The following is a 24,265-nucleotide window of genomic DNA, read 5'->3' as shown; positions in this document are numbered from 1 at the left end:
TATATCTTATTGTTTGTTTATCTTTGAGGAGTTTTGATATATAAATCTTTTTTAGGATCGACTTTCAACGGTCCTTTAGATTGGGCTTCACTACTAAATGCGCTAAAATTAAAACCTCCTGAATTCATTGGAGAATAAGATTTTCGCTGACCAAACGGCAGTTTAAATGCTTTTGAATTATCTAATTCAGTTCTAATGACATTAATAACTTTTTTTTCATTATCTCCTTGCATGCCATATATAGAGGTCGCTGAAAGTTCCCTTCCATCATCTCCAATAATTCCATCTATTAAATTATTATATCTATGACTTACTTCATGAAGAGTAGTCATTCCATATCCCATAGTCAAAGGATTAAGTGCTTCACTAGTCCCTGAAATAAAAGCATCTATTTGTTCAGTATTAATGTTTAAATCAAAATAGCTTGTAAAGCCATATTCATTTCCAATCCATTCTCCTTTAACTGTAGGTTCACCACTAATTGATGAACCTTTACTATTATCAGAGTCAATACTATATACTGTTCTATGATTATCAATTGCCCCTTTTATCATATCACGGGCTGTTTTACTTCCACCGGCATCAGAAGGTTCCGTATAACTTAACTTCCCATTATCACCAATAGATAATTTAAGCCCTGTTTCTTGCTCTAAATCACTTACAATTTTATTTTGAGTTTCAGCAGAAATATTTTTTCCAAATGTTATATCTTGATTTTGCATTCCATCTGGATCTATAAATCTTATTGGATTGTTGTAAGCATAAGTATATATACTCCAACGTCGGGAAGTTTCAGCTAAAGGGTCGATTACTCCCCATCTTCCTACATCCGGCATATAGAACCTTGCTCCATAATCATACATTCCACTTTCCTGAAGTTCCTTTCCATTGTACTTATACTTATAAGCAGGATTTCCTCCTAAAACATTATACCCCTCATGTTTCAACCCAAAAGGATAATAATTACTCTCTTCAATGATCTCTGCTCCTGCTCCGTTTTTAAAGTAGCTTAATCTGGTATTTCCTAAATGATCCGTGTAATTATACACATATTTTCCTGTCTCAGCATTATAATAGCCTTCTGCGGTTGGGAAGAACCTTAGTGTTCCGTTTGCATACTGGAAACCATCTAAAGAATCTGTGGTTACTGTGCTAAAAAGCTTTTTCACTTTTACTCTGCCTATTGTAAATATAGCGTTTCTTGTTGTTAAATGATAAACCACTGCGGAAAACAGTGGTTTATTTTATCTAATAGCACGAGCGAGGACACTCGCGCTAGCAGGGGGTTTATTTTATTTAATAGCACGAGCGAAAACGCTCGCGCTAGCGTGGGAGAACACTTACGCTAGCAGGGATTAATTAATTAAAATTTTTTCTTAATTTCTAACATTTCTCTAATTAAATTCGCCTTATAATCCTCTATATTTATATTTAGAATTGATGGAAAATTATGTGACTTTGCGTCAAAATAATATGACACTTTCTCAGTAAAAGAACTCTCATTCTCCTCCAAATAATTACTTATCTTTTTTGAAAGATCATCATCTAAATAGTCTTCTGGTGATTTAACATAAAATTCGTAATTAATATTATCGTTTTCTAAAGCCTTTTCTAAAGCCGGGATATATATATTGTAAAAATCTTTTTCTTTCATAACTCTACCATCTTCTTTTCCCATCAGGTCCTTTTTCCCAAGGTCTATGATATTTCAAATTACTTCCTTTTCCTCTATGATAATGTGGTACTGGGATTTTTTTATCTTTTATCCATTTAGGTAAGGTTATTGTTGATGTTTTTCTACTTGGGTGTTTGAGAGGATGTATATCAAATCTTTTTTGAGCTCCATATCCCCCCTTGCTTCCTTTTGAAATGCCATTTATCTTACCCGTTCCTTTCTCCCTTAAAAATTTTGTGTTTTTCAAAGAATTCCCTCCTCCCAAAGCTAAAGTTGCTATATCAGCTCCTGTCGCAATATTTTCTGCCGTCTCTTCATCTGCTCCCAGAGCTAATGATCCTTCTTCAACACCTTGATGCAATAAAGTATCTTCATCTTCACCAGTCCACAATTGTTGGGCTCCTGTTGTAGCATTATCAATTCCATTCATTAATACTGCCCAGCCAACAACAGCACCAACTCCTGTTTCTGCAGTAAGAATTCCTCCAACACCTCCTAAAATAGCTTCGGCTGTTCCTCCAATCATTTGTAAACCTCCCAATGCCCTAGTTCCAACATTCCAGGAAGAACCTTTCAGCGTAACTTCTTCAATTTGTGTTACTTTTGAAACGGTTTTCGTATCAGATTTATAAACGTATTCATTATTTGGATCATTAATGAAAGATTTAAATTCTGATGTATTTGGACAGGTAGGGCAAGTTGCAATTTCTCCCTGCATTCCTGTAGGATCTACAAAAGTTATCGGATTATTCCAAACATAGCTGTAAGCTTCGTGGGTATATTGGCTTCTTGGATCAATCACGCCCCATCGTCCAATGTCAGGCATATAAAATCTCGCCCCATAGTCATACATTCCACTTTCCTGAAGTTCCTTACCATTGTACTTGTACTGATAAGCATTCTGAGTTGTCACTGTATAATTATGCAACATCCCAAAAGGATAATAATTACTCTCCTCAATAATCTCTGCTCCTGCTCCATTCTTAAAATAACTTAACCTTGTATTTCCTAAATGATCCGTGTAATTATAAACATACTTTCCTGTCTCAGCATTATAATAGCCTTCTGCGGTTGGGAAGAACTTTAATGTTTCACTTTCATACAGGGAAACCATCCAGATAATTGTGATTATTTTACGAAGGGCTTATCTACTTTTACTCTACCTGTTGTAAATATAACGTTTCTTGTAATAAATGATAAACCACTGCGGAAAACAGTGGTTTGTTTTATTAGTAGCACGAGCGAGGACGCTCGCGCTAGCAGGGGAGACTTTGCACAGCAGGGTTACACACTTCGTAGAGCGGGAAGCTTTTGGCTTTCCTTTTTTTTTGAAAAAAAAGGCTGCCTCACTTTTGAGACAGCCTCTTTATTCTGTTGAAAATTTGATTACAATTAGACAGAGTCTCCAATCCAATTATATCCTTCTTTCTCAAATATTATATTGCTATTTTTATTACTGTATATGTCAACTTGATTATACTTTTTTAAATACTGATTAGCAAATATCAATTCCTGTTTTACAATCAAATCTTTATTAAGAAACGATTTTACTAAATATTTTCCTTCAAAAAAATTCTCTAATAAAATTTTCAATTCATCTAAAGCTATTTCATTTATAAAAATATAGAATTCATTGTGATTATATCTCAGGTTAAAAGATTCTTCATCCAAATCAATAAAAAGAAACAACCCATTATTATCTATACAAATATTTATATATTTCTCTTCCTTTTCTAAATCAAAATCAAAATCACTCTTAAAACACCGAAATTTAGAAATTAAAAAAAATATAATATTTTGATATAATAAAGAACGGTTTGCGTAATTATATTCACTTAATAACCCTATAAAATCATTCTTTAACATACTTTCTTAATTCTTTTGCGTTTCTGAAAAACTTATGTTTCTTACCACCCACACCATAATTAATATGAGTTCTTGTCAGTTTTCTTCCAGTACCCTGTAATGCGTGTCGTTCTACTCTCAATTGTTTATTTGTGTTAGTAGCTCTTAATCCAACCTGTTTTAATCCTTTTGTGTTTTTGTACATTGGTTTAAGGTTTTTGGCACTTTTTAAACTACTTCCACCACCTAAAGCTAAAGTTGCCACATCTGCACCTGTTGCTATATTTTCAGCGGTCTCTTCATCTGCCCCTAAAGCTAAAGAACCCTCTTCAACTCCTTGATGCAATAAAGTTTCTTCATCTTCTCCTGTCCATAATTGTTTCGCTCCTGTTGTTGCGTTATCAATACCATTCATTAGTACCAACCATCCTAGTGCAGCTCCAACACCCGTTTCTGCTGTGAGAATCCCGCCAACACCACCAACAACAGCTTCAAGAGTACCGCCTACCATTTGTAAACCACCCAAAGCTCTAGTTCCTACATTCCAAGAAGAAGATCCTTGTAATTTAACTTCTTCAATTTGTATTTCTTTTTCAGCTTTTTTTGTTTCAGGATTATAAACATACGTGTTTTTTTTATCATCAATAAATGGTTTAAATTCTGGTGTGTTTGGACAAGTAGGACACGTCGCTAATTCTCCCTCCATTCCTGTTGGATCAATAAACATTATTGGATTATTATAAACATAATTGTATGGAGACCACCTTCTTGAGGTTTCTGCAAGCGGATCCACTACTCCCCATCTTCCTAGATCAGTCATATAAAATCTCGCACCATAATCATACATTCCCGTCTCTTGGAGCTCCTTTCCCTTGTACTTATATTTATAAGCAGGATTTCCTCCTAAAACATTATACCCCTCATGCTTCAACCCAAACGGATAATAATTACTCTCCTCAATAATCTCTGCTCCTGCCCCATTTTTAAAATAACTTAGTCTGGTATTCCCTAAATGATCCGTGTAATTATACACATACTTTCCGGTTTTAGCATTATAATAGCCTTCTGCGGTCGGGAAGAACTTTAGTGTTTCATTTTCATACTGGAAACCATCCAGATAATCTGTGGTTACCGTGCCAAAGAGCTTTTTACTCTATTCTATCTATTGTAAATATAGCGTATCTTGTAGTTAAATGATAAACCACTGCAAAAACAGTGGTTTATTTTATTAGTAGCACGAGCGAAGACGTTCCACTCCGCGCTAGCATGGGTTATTTTATTTACATCTACTAGTATCTATATGAAGACCACTTTTATGAAAATCCACTACGTAAGACTCTTTTGATTGACAATATCTCTTTTTATATTCTTTTTTATCCAAATTGTAAATTTTTATTATTAAAAATAGCGTATCCTTAAACAAGTCTACTTCAAGAGGTATACTGTAGTTGTAACGTTTAGCTATACTTTCTCTATCTCCATACGCGTCAAATTTCAATACCATATCTTTTGTTAAAATATCATTAGCACTAATATCAATCTCTTTTCCTGGAGAATAAATAAAATCATACTTATCCGTAGAAGTTTTATTATAAAATTCTAAACCTAAAGAACTTGTAATAATTTCATCATTTATGAAAATTATTAAATTAATTTTTTGACTGTAAGCCATAAAAGAAATAAAAAATATTAGTAAAAATACTATTTTATTAAGGCTTGATTTGACCATTTTCATAATTGGACAATATTTTATTAATTGTACTAGATTCAATTCTCATAGTTTCAGCGCCACTCCTATTGTAGAATACAGCACCTTGCTTATTATTCGGATCTACGAAAGAGCCATCTGCCTTGACTTCTACTGATTTTCGTTCCAAATTACCCGCAATAAAACTTGTATCACGCTTACCAAAATCAGCTATATCAGCAGGAGAAGGTTCTGTAGCAGTCAAAGTATAACCTCTAAAACTTCCTTCAACACCTGTACTTTCGACTGTTGTTGCTGTAGGATGAGTATGCCCCACAATATCAGATTTTATATCGTTTTTAATACCGTGCTGATTCATTATATCAAAACCATTAACTTCTGCACTCGCAACACCTCCACTTATAGAAGACTTACCTCCTGTTGTAAACGAGGTTCTGTTACCTGATAAATCAATATCCGCTCTAACTTCGTGAAGTCCTCCTTTTGAATCAGGACTGATTATATGATTTGATGGGGAGTTTGTTAGTTTTAAAGCGGTGGAAATCGCTCCTAAAGTATGTATACCTCCTACAACTTCTTGTTTACTTGCTGTTAAGAAATTACTCTTATTTCCTTGGCTGATATAAACTTTGCCATCTTTAACTCCATCGCTTCCTAAATATTTACCTGAAGTTCCAAAGAAATCTCCAAAAGGAGCTCTTCCATCAGGGTCTATATATCGTATAGGATTATCGAAAGCATAATTATATGTCGACCATCTTCTCATTTTTTCACTAAGTGGATCCACCACGCCCCATCTTCCCAAATCCGGCATATAAAACCTCGCACCATAATCATACATCCCAGTTTCCTGCAGCTCCTTCCCATTGTACTTATACTTATAAGCAGGATTTCCTCCTAAAACATTATACCCCTCATGCTTCAACCCAAAAGGATAATAATTACTCTCCTCAATAATCTCTGCTCCTGCTCCGTTTTTAAAGTAGCTTAGTCTGGTATTCCCTAAATGATCCGTGTAATTATACACATACTTCCCTGTCTCAGCATTATAATAACCTTCTGCAGTCGGGAAGAACTTTAATGCTCCGTTTTCATACTGGAAACCGTCTAAATAATCTGTGGTTACCGTGCCAAAGAGCTTTTTCACTTTTACCCCGTCTGCCCGGTACGTGTAATCCGTTACTTTAGCGTTTTGGGTAATCTTTCCCGGTAAATTTAAATAATTATATTGAATGGAAGAAATGCCTTTATCCGGTTGGGTAATCATACTTCCGTTGGCGTCATATGTTATTGTACTTCCTGTAGCTCCGGAGGCCAGCGGATAGCCGCTTAAGGCATTACCGGTCCCTTTTTCTTTAAGGTAGGACAATATATTGCTCTGCTCACCATTTTGATAATGGTATTCTAGGTCATCCATTACTTCGGGAGCGGTGTAGCCGGGAAGCTGTTTTCCTCTTCTGAGCAGGGTTTTAATGTTCCCGTTCAGATCGTAGGTAAGCTGCTCATGGTATTCGCCGCGGTCGAGATTCATTCCGTCCCAGAAGCGTCCTTCTTTAAGACGGTTAAGGGCATCATACTCATAGGAATAATTTCTCAGTACGGCATCACTTTGGGTAATCCATGACATCTGGGAAATATTTCCATTGTATTTCGCAGATCCGGAAAACTGGCTGTCGGGTTGATTATACCTCAATTCATACGCAAAGAGTTTATTCTGCAGATTGGCGGGATCGTTAAGTCTGGTCAGCCATCCTCTGATATTGTAGGCATACTTCACACTTTGCAGCGGGCTGCCGGTTGTATTTCCTACATTTTTAGTCTGCAGCTGGCCCAGATCGTTGTAAAGGTTTTCTGCAAGCAGTTCTTTAGCGCCGTTGTTTACTTCATGCCAATGCCTCACCATCCTTTCCTGATGGTCATAGTCAAAACTTTCTTTGATATTGATTTTGGTTCCGCCGGCAGTTCTTTTATGCTCGGTAAGCGTATAATCCGGTACGCCTGAAAATTTCAGGAAGCTTTCGGTTTTGGTATAACCTCCGAGGTGGTTATCGGAATGGGTAGCGATGGCCCTTCCTTTTTTATCATAAAAGGTATATGTTTTGGTCCAGCTCTCATTTTCAATATTCCGTACATAGGATGCGGTAGGCAGGCTTTTGGTGCTTACATTTGAGCTTGCCGTAGCCTGAGGCAGTACTTCCTGGCCCAGAACAGTTCCAGGAACAGCGGGAGCTCCCTGCGGATAAGTATCGTAATAGTTTACGCTAAGGATTTTATCGATACTGGTCGGATAAGAAACATTGCCGTATTCTACAGCCAGTCCGCTCAGGGTAAAGCTGCCTCCACGGGTTTCGTAGGAAGCATTCGCCGCCTGGTTATCAATATAATTCTGGATATTCTGCCTTGGCGTTCCGTCCCTTGAAATCCCGGTATACACTACTCTTCCGAACTGATCGTATTTGGTAAAAGTCCATGACTGGTCAGCCGTAAAATTGGTGATCCCGTTTTTCAGCACGGTGTCACGGTAGAGCACAATCTGGTCTTTTTTATTGTAGACCATCTGTTCCCATCCTTTTCCGGGAAGCTTCTTTTCTACGAGCCTGTTTCTTCCGTCATACTTATACTGATAGCAGAGGTGTGCCAATGCAGAATCGGATACGGAGGCAGAGGTTGATGCCAGTGGAGGAATCACAAATGCCAGCTGATCATATTCATTGTATACGTAGTAGGTATCTGCATTTTCAGTAGCACTGATCACTTTTCTTACTAACAGGGTTTGTCCCTGCCCGTTTTTGAATTCTATGGTTGTATTGCCATCCTCATCGGTAACGGTATTTTTGTATAGTTGTGCCTGGCCGTAAGTTCCGGATACACTCAATTCGGAAGAAGTGGTCCCATCAGGCCAGGTGGTTACGGTGGTATATTTTTTTACTTCTCCTGCCGTATTGGTATCATAGCCGAAGGTAACGGGCTTATTCTGCCAGCCGCTACCGGGATTCTTCTGGCTCAGGATCCTGTCCAGGGGAGAATTCTCCAGGTTTTTATGACTGAAGGGGAAAGAATCATTGATCCCGTTGGCCTGATAATAAGCATTGGTACTGCTTTCTACCCCGCTTTGGATGTTCCCGCTCTGGGAAGACATGGGAACGGGAAGCCAGCTGTCTACCTGCCTGCCATAGGCGTCGTAAGGAATATGGGTTACGAGATCTTTCCCGGTAGGGGTAGACTTAATGCTCACGGATTGTTTGGGACGCCCCAGACCGTCAAAAAACTGAACACTCTGGATCTGCTGCAGGGATCCGTTGGAAACCTCCGTAGGCACGAGGTACTGCCTGGTATAAACATAATTCTCAGTATTGGAGATACTGGAAGCGTAATCTACGGTAATGGGGGTATAGGTATTCCCGGGATTCCCAGGAGATGTGCCCCCGATATAGGCCCGGAAAGTTCCGTTAGCAGAATTGAAGCGAAAGCCCGGGAGCATGCGTATGCTCTGGGGATTGGCTACTTCGGTATTGGGCGCAGGCGGAGAGGTCAGAACCACCTGTGCATGGTGATAGATTCCACACAGCAATCCCAAACTTATATATATTTTTTTATACATAGTTTTTCAATTAATGGGTGGCAGTGGATTTCTTGTTCAGGATCTGATCTTTGAGCTCTTTAATTTCCAGGACTGCACTTTTTAAATCTGCATTCTCAGTTTGAAGTTTCTGAATTTTTTGGTGTTGGTCTTTTAACTGTTTGTTTTGTTCAATAACATACAGCGTTAATTCTTCAATTTTCTGCAGCAGCTTAATCTGAAATTCACCAACGTTTACGCCTTCTTTTTCCATTACTTTTGCAGAGGCTATTTCGGGTAAATGCTTTTTGTCTTTGATATGTTTTTCCACGTCTTCGAGCTTGGGAAGGCCATAATTTTCTTCAAAAACGAAATCGGCGGTTGGCGTCAGGGTCACTTTGAGCTCTTTGGCTTCCAGTTTACCTTGCAAAAGGGCATTGCCATTCACGGAAATTTTCATGATTTCATTCATGGCTACCGGAGAATTCATGGCAATGGTTTGTGGAGTTGAGCTTAAAAACTTAATGCCCTCATCGCCCATGGTCATGGCTACTTTGGAAAAATTTAGAGTTCCATTGGAAGACAGCCAACCGTACCCTACATTTGGATCTGCCTTAACCCCAAAACTCATATAGGAAGCCGCTGAACTCCTCAATGAGCCCCAGTTACTGAGTGATCCGTCTTCATATCGTATGGCCAGTGCATTAATCCCTTCTGTGGAACTGGCTCCGCCTGCTAAAATATTACCGGAAACATCCAGTTTTTCTTTTGGAGCAGTAGTTCCTATTCCTATATTCCCATTTCTGAGAATAGATAATCTTTCGGCTAAGCTTGTTGCACTGTTGCCGTCATTTACTAAAATAGAAAATTTTGAGCCGTAGGTATTTCCTGTTTCCTCGGTAGCTGTTATTCTTGCTTTGGGGGAGTTCTGGAATCCTGTAAACTCTAAAGCAGGGTATTTCGGGCTGGATGAAAGCGCACTTGCTCCACCTGTGGAAATTGTTATTTTACCGCCATCGGGGTTGGCTACCTCCAAATGCGAATGGGGGTTGTGAATTCCTATCCCAACGTTACCCGATGCGGGAGTTGTTGTCTGATTTAAAGCACCTCCTTGGGTATATAACTGGGCCGAAGTTAACTGAGCGGCAAAAATGCCTGCAATGAATATTGTTTTTTTCATAATCTGAGTTTTTATTGTTTGTAATTGTATTTGAATTCTTTTAAAATTTTCCCTGTTGTACTATTTTCCCTGATTTCCATTAATCTGTTGGCGGTATCATACATGTATACTTCTCTGATACCTGAAGGTGGGGTGATACTTTTTACTCCAATCAGAGGATCATAAGAGTAAGTCGTGATCTGGTAACCTGATAAGGTAGAATGAGTTCTGAACAAATCCAAAGCTGAAATGAATGACTGTTCTGAAGCATCAGTTCCCAACTGGGCATCATTGGCAGACGCGTTAACAATACTGTCTATTAATGTTTGTGAAATATCTGACAGTTTTGCGCCTTCTATCTTTGCTATTGGCTGTGTTTTGTTGTAGCCCCAAACGATGGTTGTTGAGATTCCGTTTCTGGAAGTGTATTGCTGCAGGTTTCCGTTAGAATCGTATTTGTCATAATTGGCCTCAGTGGAACTGATATTTGGATCTTGAAGATCAAATGACAATACTGATTTTGGAAGTACTAAGCCTCCACTGTTATTGGTAATTTCAGCTACAGTTTTTGGATAGATTGTTTCTGTTTTTGAAAGAGTTTTTGTATTACCCGCAATAGTCTGTGTTGATGTTGTCACCAATGGTATTTCAACCATATTTTTACTGATCATTAACTGGTTATTTTTTTCGTGAGCATAATCGTAGATGGTTTCTGTACTTTTATCATTGCTAGTATGAATAACAGTCTGCTTTAAAAGATTGATTGGTTTTTGGATATTATTAATAGAATAATTGTTAATAACTTTTGTAACAACTGTATTACCGTTGATATAATTCTTTGTTTGAACTTCATCTAATAAGAATTTTCCAGACTCTATAGGATAAGATTCTAATACTTGTGTAGAATATAAGCCACCCGATGCAGTACTTACATTTCTGTCGATCATGACAATTTTTCCATATGGAGCTATCATCAAGGGGTTTCCGTATGAATTTGATGATAAGGTATTTTTCAAATAGGTTAGAGAATAATTATAAATAATTTCCTTTAAAGGGCTTGTTCCATTCTCTGTGTAAAATTTTTCATTGATAAGGTTCTTATTCATAAGACGAAACGGATTAAACCCATTTCCTATATTGGATAAATTAAGCTCATTTTGTTCTGTTATAAACTGATAAACCTTTCTCCCTTTTCCTAAAGTATGTTCTGTTACATATTCATAGCTGACCACATCTTTTCCGAGAAGGCTGGAATTTATGGCTTGATCTGCACTCAGACCATACATGTTACAAAGCAATGATTTACCTTCAAATTCTACTTCTCTTGGTATCATATCTAAAAATTTCAAAGGTGAGGCAAAAGATCCTGAGGACTGTTCTCCAGCAATAGTAGGGTTATAATACTGGAATTGCCGCTTTGTATAGGTTGTTGTACCATCAAAATCTTCCATACTTTTTATTCTTAGTCCGCCAACAATATTATTTTGATTGCTTATTTCGTTAACATATTTTATTTTAGAGATTTTCAACGTTGTAGAACAGTTTCCCATCCTCCTTACCCTTATTCTTTTGGGTGCCTGAGGATTTAAAAAAAATTTATTACTCGCTGGTGGATTGCCATCTGTTAATGGTCCAGCAATATCAGCTCCGCTAAAAGTCGCCAGATTCTTCCATTGATTATTGACAAACTCGTCAAGGTAAGCCGTTCCCATACTGCTTCCATTTTCAGGAATTTCATTAGGTATTTGGTTGGAACATGAGTTAAGAAACTCAACCCAGAGCTTTTCATTAGGATTTATAGGATTTACATCTATATAAAAATATTCACTGGAAGGCGTTGTCATCAAAATATTATCATATTCATTCTGATCGCTTGTATATGAATTATTGATATAACCATATTCGGTTTCCTGCCGTTGAGGAATAAGCAATTGTCCCCAGACAGAATTATTTTCAAAAGTAAATGCTGATGATCCTCCTGTAGGATAAGTAATTTTCTTTAAAATATAGGCTTGCGTATACATTGCATCCACGTTTCTGTCAGCTCCCTGAGTATAATCTTTATTAATATAATGCATGTTGGGAATCAGCCCTGCTCCTCCTTTTCCATTATAGTAACCCCAGATGTCCTGCGCGTAACTACCTATAACTGGCTTGTTTTCTTCGTTATAATTAAAAGAATATTTATTGTTTTCTAGTAAATTTTCAACCCTTAAAAGCTTTAACCTGTATTTTCTGTATTCTGGAGTGGCTATACCTGAGGACATAAAATAATCGTGAACTAATTTAAAATTTCGTATTACTTTATTTGTTTGATTGTCTATTACTTTTATTTCATCTAATGCGTAGGCATTTTCAGGGGTATCAGTAAACACATCTTTTCTGCCAGTTATCCCATTAATGATATTGGTATAATTGAACTTTACTGTTTCATTATTGTAGATAATTTCTGTGGGCAACTTATCTAAATAACGGTTTGTAGTGGCAGTATGAACATCTTTTTGCCCTGCTACACAAGGGTCGGTTGCGATAGGAATAGGATAATAAATATCTGTATATCCGTGCGTAACACTTTTATAAGATATAGTCTTATCATATTTAAAAATGACCTCTTCTTTATTAGGTAAGGTGATTTTTTCCAATAAAAATGATGCTCTGTAGGCAAAGGGGGATGTACCAAGTGAAGTAAGAGAATTGCCCACTCTCAATAAATAGACAATGCCACTAGGGTCAATAATAGTAAATTTATTATCTGCATCTGAATAAGAAATTTTGATATTTTCGTAGGGTATTGTATGGAAGTTGCCATTGGTATCTCTTATAAAAGCCCCCGAAATGGTAGGAAGGCTGTAATGGTATATATCGGGCTGAGTATCTACTACATCATCCCTGAGGGCCTGTAGTTTAATAAGAACATCCGCGGGAAAAGTTTCTATATTTATAGGATCAATATATTGATAATCATATATATTGCCCGGGAACCATTGTGCAGTACTGTTTAAATCTTCTTTTCCATGCACTTCTACAGAAATATTGTTGGGAATAGATAAAGCCCATCCTAAACCTACTGAGCTTGAAGTTTCATCTACTTTTATACCACCTGTATTATATGCTAAGTTAATTGGAATAGAAATTCCATATTTAGTAGAAATTGTATGTAATGGTACAGAAACATTTAATTTCCCTGTTCTGTAATCTACTGGATAATCTCCTGCTTTAAAAAGACTATAGGTTTCTGGAGTAGAAGGTATGATTTTGTCATAATCCTTATCAGGGCTTATTTGTGCCTGTGCCGTAGTAAGTACGAGCAATATACACATTGAGATTGTTATTTTTTTCATAGATGTGTTTATTTCTTTATCAATTTAGCACTCTCCGTTTTATTATTATCCGTTTTTATGGTCACCAGATAAGCCCCCTGAACTAAATTCTGGGTATTTATTTTCGTCACCTTATTCTTAGTCTTCAAGCTCTGAAGCTGTCTTCCGCCCATATCATACAATAAAATATCAGCCTCTTTGAATTCGAAGCCGATTTCCACATAAGCATACTCTGAAACCGGATTCGGATAAATCTTGATGTCTTGTTTTTCTATAAGCTTATTAATCTGGCTGTCTCCAAGTTTCACAATCTTCCAGTTCTCTTTTCCTAATTCTTCAGCACTGGTTCCTGCAAGGATAATTGAGCCATCTCTGTTCAGTTTAATATCCGAAAGTCTTTCTTCACGTTTTCTGGATTCACCTTTCACATGTTTTCTCCACTGTTCATTACCCTCCTGATCCAGGTACAGCATCCAGAAGGTTTCATCCTCTGCCTCAATCCTTGCTTCAGCTTGAGTATAACCGCCTAAAAGAATTCCTTTAGAAGACTTATCATCTGCTGAATGAAGTACACTCGTTCCCATTAAAATGTCTCTATTCCCAAAATTGTAAGATTTCTGCCAGATTTCTTCACCTCTTTCATTTAAAGAAATCAGCCACAGATCAGTTCCTTCTTCAATTCCTACGGTTTTATTTCCTGATCTTTCCGATCTGGACTCTCCACCGACTAAATAACCCGCTGATGTTAAAGAAAGTGTTCTCAGATGGTCATCCCCTTTTCCCCCAAAGTTCTTTTCCCATTCTGTTTTTCCGGATTTATCGAGTTTTACAATCCAGTAATCACCTTCACCGAAGTTGTCTGAAGATTTTTGTACAGAGGTAAAATGTCGGGTGTCGGGTGTATTGGTGCTGCCTGTACTTTGTACATTAGACATTTTACTTTGTACAGCATTACTTCTGGAATAGACCCCTAATAAAGCACCGCCATCTCTGGTTGGAATTATTTTTTCAACTTCATCAAGTCCTTTTCCTCCAAATACGGATTCTGACACAATTTTACCATCCTTATCAAGCTTTACAATCAAAACATCTTTTGATCCGTAACCTTTTGAAGAGTTCTGTACATTTCCAGCGACAAAAAATCCAAAATCAGTAGTCTGAATAACCGACCTTGCTTCTTCATCAGATGCTGATCCTAGGGTTTTCTGCCAAAGTTCATCCCCAAATTCATTCAGTCTGATCAGCCAGATATCAGAACCTCCTTTGGAATCTTCTTTTTTATCCAGACCTTTCCCGGAATAGGAAGTTCCTGCAATCAGGAATCCTCCTTCCTGAGTTGCTACAGAAGCAGAAAGATAATCGTGGTTCAGTCCAGAGAAATATTTTTCCCATACCTGCTCACCCTGTTGATTGAGTTTTACTAAATGAAAATCGTAACCGTTATTCTGCTTTCCTGTTCCCTGAGGCTCTCGAAGGGAACCTGTCTGAATAGAACTTCCGGTTATCAGATACTGCTGATCAATAGTTGTGGTTACCTGGCTTAAAAAATCCTGGGTAGAAGATTTGATATCTTTCTGCCACAGTACTTCCTGGGCAGACAGCCCAACAAGCGTGCATAGAGTACATGCACCAGCGTAGAATTTCTTCATCGGTTTTGTATTTTTAATTTTAAAATTCTTTTTTTATAATTCTATCGCAAATTTAACATTTTTTAACGCAATCCAGGTCCCAGTACTGAGATTTAATATACTTTTTCATTTGCCTATATATTATTAATTTTTTTCAATTAATTAATGAACAAAATTAATGTCGTGACACGACAGATCATGACGCATAAAAATAAAATAGATCATTAATTTTCGGAAAGATTGCAGGGTATCTGAAATTTTGATTTAAGAAAGATCAATATTTTTCCTGCCAGCCTGGTTTGAATATAATATTCAGGGGAGTACAAATGTGTTTTTAAATACCTGAAAAATTTAAAACCCTATAACTATTAATGGTTACAGGATTTTTTATATTATGATCACAATTACATGATCTGGAACTTTAGCTTTCACTCTTCAATTGCAGCATCCGCTGATAAAAAGACTGTTTTGCTATTTTTTCTTCTGCTTCGTTGATAGCCGCAAGCAGATTATTTTCGTTATCAGCAATCTCACCCAATACTTTTGAAATAAGCTCCCAGACCGGTATCATTTTTTCTATGAGCTCATTTCCTTTTGGTGACAATATGATAAGTCTTTTACGCTCATCCTGCTTATCCTTTTTTGACTGGATCAGCTTCTGTTTTTCCAGTTCTTTCAGCAGGCTTATCGTGGAAGGATGGGTATACCCTATTTCATTGGCTATCTCCACAACGCTCAACATCTTTTTATGGTGCAATGTAAAAATGACGGGAAACCATTTAGGCTCAAAATCAATATCAAAAGATTTATAGATCAGAGCACCATCTTTTCTAAGTTGCTCGCTGAGGCGCTGCAGCCTTGTGGAAATCGCAAGAATCCCCGATTCGTCAATTATATTCATACCTTCTGATTTATAATTAAAGAGTAAAAAACATTATCCGCATTCATCAATGGAAAACGAACGGGAAGATTTTCTTTTTCCACTTGTACAAAATGATTCCGTTCATAAAAACGAATTGCTGCTTTCAATATATTAACCGTTCCCAGATATATGGCATCTATTCCATTTTCACGGCAGAATAAAATTAAAACTTCCAGAAGCTTCTGTGCAATATTTAGTTCCTTTCCTCTGAATTCTTTTTTTACAAACATTTTTCTTACTGCCCCTGCTCTTTTATCAAATTTAACCAATGCTATAGAACCTACCAATTGTCCGTCTATAAAAGCTCCCCAAAAGTTTCCACCTGCTTCTGTATAAAAGCTTTCGATCTGTTTAAGGTCCGGCTGATCTTCAATGGTAATAGGAACGTTAAATTCTTTCTGCTGGATATTCAGAATAATATCAATAAGCTGGTCTGAATAGGTATTATCCAGTGGTTGAATATCGATTTTCATACGTATGTTATTTTTTACATTACAAAACTACGTAGTTTACTACATATATGCAAATGGAAATTATTTTTTATATCAATTTTAACAATATAAAATAAACTGATATCCTAAAGATCTGCCTGATCAGGATAATCTGCTAGAGTATTAGGAACTAATCTTTTATTGTTTGGAAACGCAAGGACGCAAAGGGTTTGATCTGCATGCTGCTTTAAGGCGCAAGAAAATCAAAGATTTTCAACATAGAGTAATATGATTTGCAGGAAACTATACTCAATCAATTTTATCGAAGATATAATTTTTGCGCCTTAGGACTGAGTAAAAATAAAGAAACTTTGCGTCCTTGCGTTTTCCAGCAAAAAATAGTTAATCAGAAATAAAAAAACGTATGCCAAAAATGACATACGTTTTATACTATTTACAGGATGAAAACAATTATTTCCATCCACCGCCCAGAGCCTGATAAAGCTCTACGGCAGCTTTCATTTTATTATATTCTGCATTGGAAATATTGAGTTCTGCATTCAATGAATTCACACTTGCATTCAATACTTCCAGATAGTTGGCCATCCCGTAATTAACCAGTTCCTGGGAATAATCGACTGATTTTTTATAAGCATCCAGCTCTTTCTGCTTGAGCTCAATAAAAGAATCCTGCACAGAAAATACCCTGATTGCATCTGAAACTTCTTTCCCGGCGGTAAGCACTGTTTTTCTGAAGTTCAGGTAAGCAGTTTCCTGGTTGGCAAGGCTTACATCATAGTTCGTTTTGATCTGTCTTTTATTTAAGATCGGCTGTGCCAGACCTGCCACCACGTTTGCAAACAATGAATTTACACTGAACAGGTGATCCAGATCCACCGACTGCAGTCCACCACTACCGGTTAATTTTAAAGTAGGATAAAACTGAGCTTTCGCTGAATTGGTCAGTTCAAAAGCATTCATCAGGTTATATTCTGCCCTCATGACATCAGGACGGTTGGCCAGTAACTGTGCCGGGTATCCTAATTTCAGGTCGATCGGAAGATTCTGGGTTTCCAGAGTAGACCTTTCAATGGAATGAGAGGACTCTCCCATCAGAAGGCTCATCGTGTTCTCAAGCAGCTGGATCTGGGTATCAATATCAATCAGCAAAGATTTGGCATTGAAAACAAGCGCTTCACTTTGCTGTACCGCTACTTCTGTCAGGTTTCCTGAAGCTTTTAATGCTTTGGTGGTCTCTAAATTTCTCTCTCTTACCGCAATGGTTTCACTGATGATCCTTTTCTGGGAATCGAAAGTAAGAAGCTGGTAATACGCAGATGCGATAGACGCTACCAGGTCACTTTTAACTGCCTTATGAGCCGCAACAGTTCCTAAATAGGTCGCAAGCTGGGCTTTTTCCTGAGCTCTTAATTTCCCCCAAAGATCTGCTTCCCATCCGATACTTGCGGTAATATCAAACTGGTTGACATACCTTCTTTCCCCGATGATCTGCCCGAACTGGGTATTGATAGACTGGGTCTGGAATGTATAATTAGGTCCTACGGAAAGAGTCGGCTGATAGGCAGCTTTGCTCTGCTTCAGGTAAGCCTCGGCAGAACCAATGCTTTGTAATGCGATCCTGATATCCAGGTTATTTTCCAAAGCTTTTGAAATATGCCCCTGCAAAACCGGATCTGTGAAAATCTCTTTCCAGGAAACCGTTCCGATACTTACACTGTCTGAAGGAAGCATATCAGTACGGAAAAGCTTTTCGTCCACCACATTTTTCGGCCTTTCATATTCTTTTCTGGCCATACAGGATGTGATGGCTCCCAAAATGAAAGCTGAAAAAGTGATTCCTTTTATGATGTTTATTAAACTCTTCATTTTTTTAATTAGAAGTTAGAGGTCAGAGGTTAGAAGTTAGATTGGGTTTTAGACTAATTTCTAACCTCTAACTTCTAACTTCTCCAATTATTTTTATTCTGCTAAATTGATATCTTCTCTTTTGATAGGTTTAATTTTTTCCTGCAGTGTTTCAAAGATCACATACAATACAGGAATAACAAATAATCCTAAAATGGTTCCGATCAATAGTCCGATTGCCGCACCGGTTGCAATAGATCTGTTACCTACCGCACCGATTCCGCTTGCAAGAACCAACGGTAATAAACCGAAGATAAAGGCAAATGAAGTCATCAGGATTGGTCTTACCCTGGCTTTAGCCGCATTGATCGCTGACATGACAATTGTTTCCCCGTGATGTCTTCGCTGGACGGCAAATTCGACGATAAGGATCGCGTTTTTCGCCAATAGTCCCACGAGCATGATCAGGGCAATCTGGAAATAAATATTATTTTCCAAGCCCATAATTTTCTGCCCGAAATAGGCTCCCATTACCCCAAGAGGAAGAGAAATAACAACGATCAGCGGAAGGATATAACTTTCATACTGCGCAGAAAGGATAAAGTAAACGAAAACCAGACTTAATCCAAAAATCAGAAGGGTCTGAGATCCTGAATTTAATTCTTCTCGGGTTAGTCCCGTAAATTCCACTGCATAATTCTGATTCAGGGTTTCATTGGCTACCTGCTGTACAGCGGTAATGGCATCACCGGAACTGTACCCTTCAGAGTTGGCTCCCGTCACCTTCACTGAAGTAAACAGGTTGTAACGGCTTACGGATTGTGGTCCGTATGCTTTTTTCAAGGTGACAAACTGTGAAATCGGAGTCATAATTCCTGAACCTGTCCGTACATAAAGCTCATTCAGGTTTTCAATATTCTTTCTGTTTTCAGGAAGTGCCTGGACCATTACCCTGAACTGTTTTCCGTATTTGGTAAAATCAGCTGTATAAACACCTCCGATATACCCCTGCATAGTCGACAGAATATCATTGACAGAAACGCCAAGCTGTTTGCTCAGAGGAACATTGATTTCCATCTGGTACTGTGGATATTTTGTATTAAATGAAGTCTGTGCAAACTGAATTTCCGGTCTCTCCATCAGCTTACCAATGAATTCATTGGTCTTATTATCCAGATCGGCATACTCTCCACCTGATTTATCCAGCAATACCATTTCAAAACCGGCACTGTTACCAAATCCGGGTACACTTGGCGGTTGGAAGAATACTACCTTGGCATCAGGGACAGCACCTACAATTCCAAACAGCTTTTTCGTGATATCTTCAGAGGTCTGGCCGTCTTTTTTTCTTTCATCGAATGGCTTCAATTTCACAAAGGCAAGACCGTTATTACTTCCGTTTCCGGATAAGAATCCTCTACCGGTAGAAATCGTTACATTCTGTACTCCCGGAACTTTCAGTGCTTTGGCCTGAAGGGTTTTCAGAGCGTTGTAGGTTCTTTCCATAGAAGCTCCCGGAGGAAGCTGAACATCGGTAAAGATAATCCCTCTGTCTTCCGTAGGTACAAAACCTTTCTTCATGCTGCTGCTTGCCCAGAATAAGATACCTCCTGTAACCGCAAAAATAATCAGGGTTACCCATTTATGTCTTAAAAGGAACACAAATCCTCTTCCGTAACGCTCAGTTGTTGTTTTAAAAGCAATATTAAACTTATAGAAAAACTTCTGTAAGAGATTTAAGTTCTTATATTCTGCATGATGCTCTGCGTGAGGTTTCAGGAATAATGAACATAAAACCGGACTTAACGTTAATGCATTAATAGCAGAAATAATGATCGCAATAATCAGGGTAATCCCAAACTGCTGGTAGAAAACCCCTGTAGGACCTGTAATAAATGTCACAGGGATAAATACGGCGGCCATTACCAAAGTAATAGAAATAATAGCGCCTGTAATCTCATCCATGGCTTCTACCGTTGCCTTTTTAGCATCTGAAATACCGTGTTCCATCTTCGCATGGACGGCCTCGACGACGACAATGGCGTCATCCACCACAATACCGATGGCAAGGACCAATGCAAACAGGGTCAACAGGTTTAATGAATACCCGAAAAGATTCAGGAAGAAGAACGCTCCCACAATAGATACCGGAACCGCGATGGCCGGAATCAGGGTAGATCTGAAATCCTGAAGGAAAATATACACTACAATGAATACAAGGATGAACGCTTCAATCAGGGTATGCACTACCTTTTCAATAGAAGCTTCCAGGAATTCGTTGGTATCAAAGTTAAAGGTATACTTGATTCCCTCTGGAAAAGTTCCCTCCGCTGATTTCAGATAATCTTTGATATTCTGAATAATCTCCTGTGCATTGGATCCCGGCGTCTGGAAGATCCCCATACTGATGGAAGGATTGTTTCCGTTTTCCCCGATTCCGCTGTAGGACTGACCTGCCAGTTCTACTTTGGCAACATCTTTCAGCATCAGGTTTTGACCGTTGGCAAGAGATTTAATGATGATATTGTCATACTGTTCTTTATCATTGAATTTACCTACGTATTTGATGATATATTCAAAAGAACTTCCGCTGTTCTGGCCAATAGAACCTGCTGCAGCTTCTCTACTCTGCTCGTTGATGGCATTGGTAACATCATTGGGCGTTACACTGTAGGCCGCCATTTTAGCAGGATCCAGCCAGATTCTCATGGAGTAGTTTTTACCCCCGAAAACGTTGGCATCCCCTACACCGTTAATCCTTTTCAGATTCGGAATAATGTTGATATTCAAAAAGTTCTGAAGGTATACATCATCCAGATCCTTGTTCTCGGAATAGAAAGACATATACATCAGGGCACTGGTCTGCTGTTTCTGCGTTACAACCCCTGAACGGGTTACTTCGGACGGCAGAAGTGGTGTCGCTCTTGCCACACGGTTCTGTACGTTTACTGAAGCGATATCCGGATCAATTCCCTGTTTAAAGAAAACCTGAATCTGGGCAGAACCGTCGTTCCCGGCACTGGAAGTGATATAATCCATTCCTTCCACCCCGTTGATCTGCTCTTCCAAAGGTACTACTACACTCTTCATTACCGTCTCGGCATTGGCTCCCGTGTAGTTTGTAGAAACACTTACCGTGGGCGGCGCAATATCCGGATACTGGGTAACCGGCAGCGAGATAAGTCCTAAAACACCGAGAATAACAATCAGAATTGATATTACGGTGGATAAAACCGGTCTGTTAATAAAATTTTTAATCATTTTTTAAAATTTCGGTTTTATTGATTGAACAAGACTATCCATTTTTATAGGTTTCTTCTTAATGGCAGTTCCTGGTTTTAATCCTCCAATACCTGCTGCAACAATAACTTCTCCTTTATTTACACCAGATTTTACAAGGGCAAGATTATCTATCCTGTCGATGACATTGACCACCACATTTCGTGCTGTATCACCTTTATCAACTTTATAAACATAAACAATACCCTGCTGCTCGTAAGTAGCACTTTCAGGTACTACCAGCACATTATCATAATGCTGCGGGAATCTGATGGTTCCGCTGTTACCGTTGCTTAATAATTTCTGTGCATTGGTAAACGCCACCCTGAACTGGATGGTACCCGTTGTAGGATCGATCTGGCCTGTAATGGCTTCAATTCTTCCTTTTTCCGGATAAAGACTTCCATTGGCCAGCTGAAGTTCTACCATCGGAAGGTTTTTAATTTTTTCAGGCATAGATGAACCCTGTGATTTTTCAAGGAAATCAAAATACTCTTTTTCATTCATTGAAAAATAGGCGAAAATTTCAGAGGTATCTGAAATGGTTGTTAGTGCAGTCTGGTCAGTTGGTCCCACCAAACTTCCTACCTTCAATGGAAGTCTTCCGATTACTCCGGAAATAGGAGCACGGATGATAGAGTATTCAATATTGGCTTCTACTCCTTTGTAATTGGCAACTGCCTGTCTTTTTGCTGCATTGGCCTGCTGTAGCTGGGCCTGGGCCTGGGCTAAATTGGCCTGAGCCGTCTGAAGCTGCACATTGCTGATGATATTTTTTTGGACCAGAGGTTTCAGTTTATTCACTTCCACCTGGGCTGCATTTACAGAAGCCTGAGCCGCTGCAATGGTAGATTCTGCAGCACCGATTCCTGCTTTTGAAGCGGCGGCGTTTTCAGAAAGGATATTGGTTTCCAGACGGAACAAAGGCTGCCCTTTGGTCACATACTGTCCTTCATCTACCAATACCTGAGTGATATATCCCTGTATTTTTGCGCGGACATCATTGTTCACCCTTCCCTGTATGGTAGCCGGAAAGGTCTGATAGCCCACTATATTTTTCGACTCCACAGAAACTACAGGATATGGCTTTGCACCATCCTGCTTCGGAGCTTCTTTTTTGCAGGCTGTCAGTGAAAGCGCTGCAATAGAAAGTATAACTAGCTTATTATTCATTTTAAAGTTTATTAAGAGATTCCTGAATATTTTCTATGTTTTTGTATAAAAGTGCTTTGTAAGCTTCTACCCGCTCATCGTATTCATTGTCATGATTTTTTTTAAAGTTGTTGAGGTCATCCAGTAATTTAAGTTCATCCTTCATTTTCTGAACTATTTTTTCAAATCTGATTTTCTTATATTCGTCATTGATGAAAAAATACCGCTTCCGCTCATCCATTTTATTATGGTCTATGATCAGCTGTGCATTCAGCAGTAGTGAGATGCTTGTGGAAACAGAGCTTTTGCTCGCCGAAAGTACTTCTACAAATTCGTCAAAAGTAATTCCTGTTTTCTCATAATCGAAAAGAAGGTAGGAATAGATTTTTGAGGCTAAAGGCGGCAGGTTGAAAACGGTGCCGTAAAACTTTACAGCATCCTGAAATATTTTTTCATCAATTTCTATACTTTGGTGCATATATAAAAATTTTGACAAAAGTAAAAATTAGTTCAGAACCAAACGAACAAACATGATAGAGTTTATAAATACAGCTTCTTTTAAAAATTCAATGGAAACTGATTTAACTTTTTGATCAAATTATAATCTTCTCATAAGCTTTTCTCATTCCGTCTGCCAAAAGCACTTCACCACAATAGGAATACCCTTTGCTTTCAAGGATTTTCAGCATGGCGATATTATCATAGTTTGTATCTACTTTTATGCTTTGAATTCCGTGGGATCTTGTAAAATCCTCAATATGGTCAAATAATTTTTTCACCATGCCCTGCCCTGCAAACTTTCCTTCTACAGCAACCCTGTGAACCACTACGAATTCTCCGTTACTTAACCACGCGCCCTCAATCTGGCTGTATGCAGGCTCGTCATTTAAGATCAGTGCGGCATAGACTGCAATTTCTCCATCTACGGTCAGTACATATCCAAAACCTTTTGCAATGTCGCTTTCTACGGTTCCGATGTTTGGATAGCCGTTCTGCCATTGGGTGCTTCCGTCCTCTTTTCTTCTTTCAATGGACTGCCTGATTATTCCCCAAATGATATCCCTGTCATCAATTTCTGCTTTTCTTAGTTTTGTGTCTGAATTCATTGTTGTGCTATTTGATTTAAAGATTTAAAAATTAAAAGATTAAAAAATTAAGGGGTCAGAAAATGTCAGGTTTCTGTAAGTTTTAGCTAAAGCCGGATTGGAGGTTTGATTCATTTTTGAAGGCGGGCTAAAGCCTACCCCTATTGAATAGACCTTTAATTATGTTTAACTATTCTTATTGATTAAGAGCTAAAATATTTTTAAATTTCCCAGTATTTTCGGGTCCCTAATCCCTAAACCCTAATCCCTTACTTCTCAATCTTAATGAACTAAAAAACCGAAAACTAATTAAAATTAATTTTCGGTTCGAAGTAGTAAAATTTAAAATTATGAAATTGTTTTATTGATTTTCACTTTGTTGAAGATAAGCATCTATAATATTGAATGCATTCTTCTCGTCTTGCAAATCTACCATGATTTTTAACGATGTTGCTGTAGGCGTTGTCGTAAAGGTAAGATAGTTATTTTCGACGCTGTTTGTAATTTGTGCATCATCCAATTTAGACTTTATTAACTGGATTTCTGAAGGCTTATCACTTTCAAAAACCGATACTCTCGTACTTCTTTCCATATTCTATATCGTTTGAGTATCTAAATGTACAATGTTTTTTTTAA

At 38.1% G+C, this 24,265-nt stretch carries 17 protein-coding genes and 1 pseudogene; all 18 read right to left on the bottom strand.

The window, feature by feature from the left end:
- Positions 1–17: 17 nt before the first annotated feature.
- The 18 genes and pseudogenes from B7E04_RS22675 to B7E04_RS13170 all read right to left on the bottom strand — a co-directional run bounded on the left by B7E04_RS22675 (position 18) and on the right by B7E04_RS13170 (position 24,221).
- On the bottom strand, positions 18–1,169 hold the full coding sequence (locus tag B7E04_RS22675) for an RHS repeat domain-containing protein (RefSeq protein ID WP_394334770.1): 1,152 nt from the start codon (positions 1,167–1,169) through the stop codon (positions 18–20).
- Between the two features lie 194 nt (positions 1,170–1,363).
- Entirely contained in the window at positions 1,364–1,678 is a 315-nt protein-coding gene (locus B7E04_RS13250) for a hypothetical protein (protein WP_080779089.1), read from the bottom strand.
- Positions 1,659–2,789 carry an RHS repeat-associated core domain-containing protein gene (locus B7E04_RS22635; RefSeq protein WP_080779088.1) on the bottom strand — a complete coding sequence of 377 codons (1,131 nt, stop codon included), beginning with the start codon at positions 2,787–2,789 and terminating at the stop codon, positions 1,659–1,661. The genes B7E04_RS13250 and B7E04_RS22635 overlap by 20 nt, the downstream gene beginning before the upstream one ends.
- 278 nt (positions 2,790–3,067) lie before the next feature.
- Positions 3,068–3,541, bottom strand: coding sequence for a hypothetical protein (locus B7E04_RS13240; RefSeq protein WP_080779087.1), 474 nt, complete (start codon positions 3,539–3,541; stop codon positions 3,068–3,070).
- 679 nt (positions 3,542–4,220) lie between these two features.
- Positions 4,221–4,670: pseudogene (locus B7E04_RS22180) on the bottom strand (RHS repeat-associated core domain-containing protein); the annotation flags it as partial.
- A 126-nt stretch (positions 4,671–4,796) separates the two neighbouring features.
- Positions 4,797–5,255 carry a hypothetical protein gene (locus B7E04_RS13230; protein WP_080779085.1) on the bottom strand — a complete coding sequence of 153 codons (459 nt, stop codon included), beginning with the start codon at positions 5,253–5,255 and terminating at the stop codon, positions 4,797–4,799.
- Positions 5,230–8,829, bottom strand: coding sequence for a DUF6443 domain-containing protein (locus B7E04_RS13225; RefSeq protein ID WP_080779084.1), 3,600 nt, complete (start codon positions 8,827–8,829; stop codon positions 5,230–5,232). Before B7E04_RS13225 ends, B7E04_RS13230 begins: the two co-directional genes overlap by 26 nt.
- A 10-nt stretch (positions 8,830–8,839) precedes the next feature.
- On the bottom strand, positions 8,840–9,967 hold the full coding sequence (locus B7E04_RS22430) for an FtsB/FtsL family cell division protein (RefSeq protein WP_080779083.1): 1,128 nt from the start codon (positions 9,965–9,967) through the stop codon (positions 8,840–8,842).
- An 11-nt stretch (positions 9,968–9,978) separates the two neighbouring features.
- A complete protein-coding gene (locus tag B7E04_RS13215) occupies positions 9,979–13,287 on the bottom strand; it encodes a hypothetical protein (RefSeq protein WP_080779082.1) in 3,309 nt (1,102 codons plus the stop codon).
- An 8-nt stretch (positions 13,288–13,295) separates the two neighbouring features.
- A complete protein-coding gene (locus tag B7E04_RS13210; protein WP_080779081.1) occupies positions 13,296–14,915 on the bottom strand; it encodes a T9SS type A sorting domain-containing protein in 1,620 nt (539 codons plus the stop codon).
- 400 nt (positions 14,916–15,315) lie between these two features.
- Entirely contained in the window at positions 15,316–15,795 is a 480-nt protein-coding gene (locus B7E04_RS13205; protein WP_080779080.1) for a MarR family winged helix-turn-helix transcriptional regulator, read from the bottom strand.
- Positions 15,792–16,289 carry a GNAT family N-acetyltransferase gene (locus tag B7E04_RS13200; protein WP_080779079.1) on the bottom strand — a complete coding sequence of 166 codons (498 nt, stop codon included), beginning with the start codon at positions 16,287–16,289 and terminating at the stop codon, positions 15,792–15,794. The genes B7E04_RS13205 and B7E04_RS13200 overlap by 4 nt, the downstream gene beginning before the upstream one ends.
- 429 nt (positions 16,290–16,718) lie before the next feature.
- Positions 16,719–18,134: an efflux transporter outer membrane subunit gene (locus B7E04_RS13195; RefSeq protein ID WP_080779078.1), complete on the bottom strand. Its 1,416-nt coding sequence runs from the start codon at positions 18,132–18,134 to the stop codon at positions 16,719–16,721.
- Between the two features lie 93 nt (positions 18,135–18,227).
- A complete protein-coding gene (locus B7E04_RS13190; RefSeq protein WP_080779077.1) occupies positions 18,228–21,374 on the bottom strand; it encodes an efflux RND transporter permease subunit in 3,147 nt (1,048 codons plus the stop codon).
- Positions 21,375–21,377: 3 nt separating this feature from the next.
- The gene (locus B7E04_RS13185) at positions 21,378–22,565 is read right to left on the bottom strand and encodes an efflux RND transporter periplasmic adaptor subunit (RefSeq protein ID WP_080779076.1); all 1,188 of its coding nucleotides are present in this window, start codon (positions 22,563–22,565) and stop codon (positions 21,378–21,380) included.
- A 1-nt stretch (position 22,566) separates the two neighbouring features.
- Entirely contained in the window at positions 22,567–23,022 is a 456-nt protein-coding gene (locus B7E04_RS13180) for a P-loop NTPase family protein (protein ID WP_080779075.1), read from the bottom strand.
- 115 nt (positions 23,023–23,137) lie between these two features.
- Positions 23,138–23,650: a GNAT family N-acetyltransferase gene (locus B7E04_RS13175; protein WP_080779074.1), complete on the bottom strand. Its 513-nt coding sequence runs from the start codon at positions 23,648–23,650 to the stop codon at positions 23,138–23,140.
- A gap of 340 nt (positions 23,651–23,990) precedes the next feature.
- Complete coding sequence (locus B7E04_RS13170; RefSeq protein WP_062654156.1) at positions 23,991–24,221, bottom strand: DUF2007 domain-containing protein; 231 nt, start codon at positions 24,219–24,221, stop codon at positions 23,991–23,993.
- Positions 24,222–24,265: the final 44 nt, after the last annotated feature.

Source organism: Chryseobacterium phocaeense, from assembly GCF_900169075.1.
Taxonomy (GTDB): Bacteria; Bacteroidota; Bacteroidia; order Flavobacteriales; family Weeksellaceae; genus Chryseobacterium; species Chryseobacterium phocaeense.
This window is presented reverse-complemented; position numbering and strand designations above follow the sequence as displayed.

What these genes read in the sequence shown, in the direction of transcription:
- B7E04_RS13250 (WP_080779089.1), bottom strand. Translation starts at nt 1,678, where the DNA reads ATGGGAAAAGAAGATGGTAGAGTTATGAAAGAAAAAGATTTTTACAAT.
- B7E04_RS22635 (WP_080779088.1), bottom strand. Translation starts at nt 2,789, where the DNA reads ATGGTTTCCCTGTATGAAAGTGAAACATTAAAGTTCTTCCCAACCGCA.
- B7E04_RS13240 (WP_080779087.1), bottom strand. Translation starts at nt 3,541, where the DNA reads ATGTTAAAGAATGATTTTATAGGGTTATTAAGTGAATATAATTACGCA.
- B7E04_RS13230 (WP_080779085.1), bottom strand. Translation starts at nt 5,255, where the DNA reads ATGAAAATGGTCAAATCAAGCCTTAATAAAATAGTATTTTTACTAATA.
- B7E04_RS13225 (WP_080779084.1), bottom strand. Translation starts at nt 8,829, where the DNA reads ATGTATAAAAAAATATATATAAGTTTGGGATTGCTGTGTGGAATCTAT.
- B7E04_RS22430 (WP_080779083.1), bottom strand. Translation starts at nt 9,967, where the DNA reads ATGAAAAAAACAATATTCATTGCAGGCATTTTTGCCGCTCAGTTAACT.
- B7E04_RS13215 (WP_080779082.1), bottom strand. Translation starts at nt 13,287, where the DNA reads ATGAAAAAAATAACAATCTCAATGTGTATATTGCTCGTACTTACTACG.
- B7E04_RS13210 (WP_080779081.1), bottom strand. Translation starts at nt 14,915, where the DNA reads ATGAAGAAATTCTACGCTGGTGCATGTACTCTATGCACGCTTGTTGGG.
- B7E04_RS13205 (WP_080779080.1), bottom strand. Translation starts at nt 15,795, where the DNA reads ATGAATATAATTGACGAATCGGGGATTCTTGCGATTTCCACAAGGCTG.
- B7E04_RS13200 (WP_080779079.1), bottom strand. Translation starts at nt 16,289, where the DNA reads ATGAAAATCGATATTCAACCACTGGATAATACCTATTCAGACCAGCTT.
- B7E04_RS13195 (WP_080779078.1), bottom strand. Translation starts at nt 18,134, where the DNA reads ATGAAGAGTTTAATAAACATCATAAAAGGAATCACTTTTTCAGCTTTC.
- B7E04_RS13190 (WP_080779077.1), bottom strand. Translation starts at nt 21,374, where the DNA reads ATGATTAAAAATTTTATTAACAGACCGGTTTTATCCACCGTAATATCA.
- B7E04_RS13185 (WP_080779076.1), bottom strand. Translation starts at nt 22,565, where the DNA reads ATGAATAATAAGCTAGTTATACTTTCTATTGCAGCGCTTTCACTGACA.
- B7E04_RS13180 (WP_080779075.1), bottom strand. Translation starts at nt 23,022, where the DNA reads ATGCACCAAAGTATAGAAATTGATGAAAAAATATTTCAGGATGCTGTA.
- B7E04_RS13175 (WP_080779074.1), bottom strand. Translation starts at nt 23,650, where the DNA reads ATGAATTCAGACACAAAACTAAGAAAAGCAGAAATTGATGACAGGGAT.
- B7E04_RS13170 (WP_062654156.1), bottom strand. Translation starts at nt 24,221, where the DNA reads ATGGAAAGAAGTACGAGAGTATCGGTTTTTGAAAGTGATAAGCCTTCA.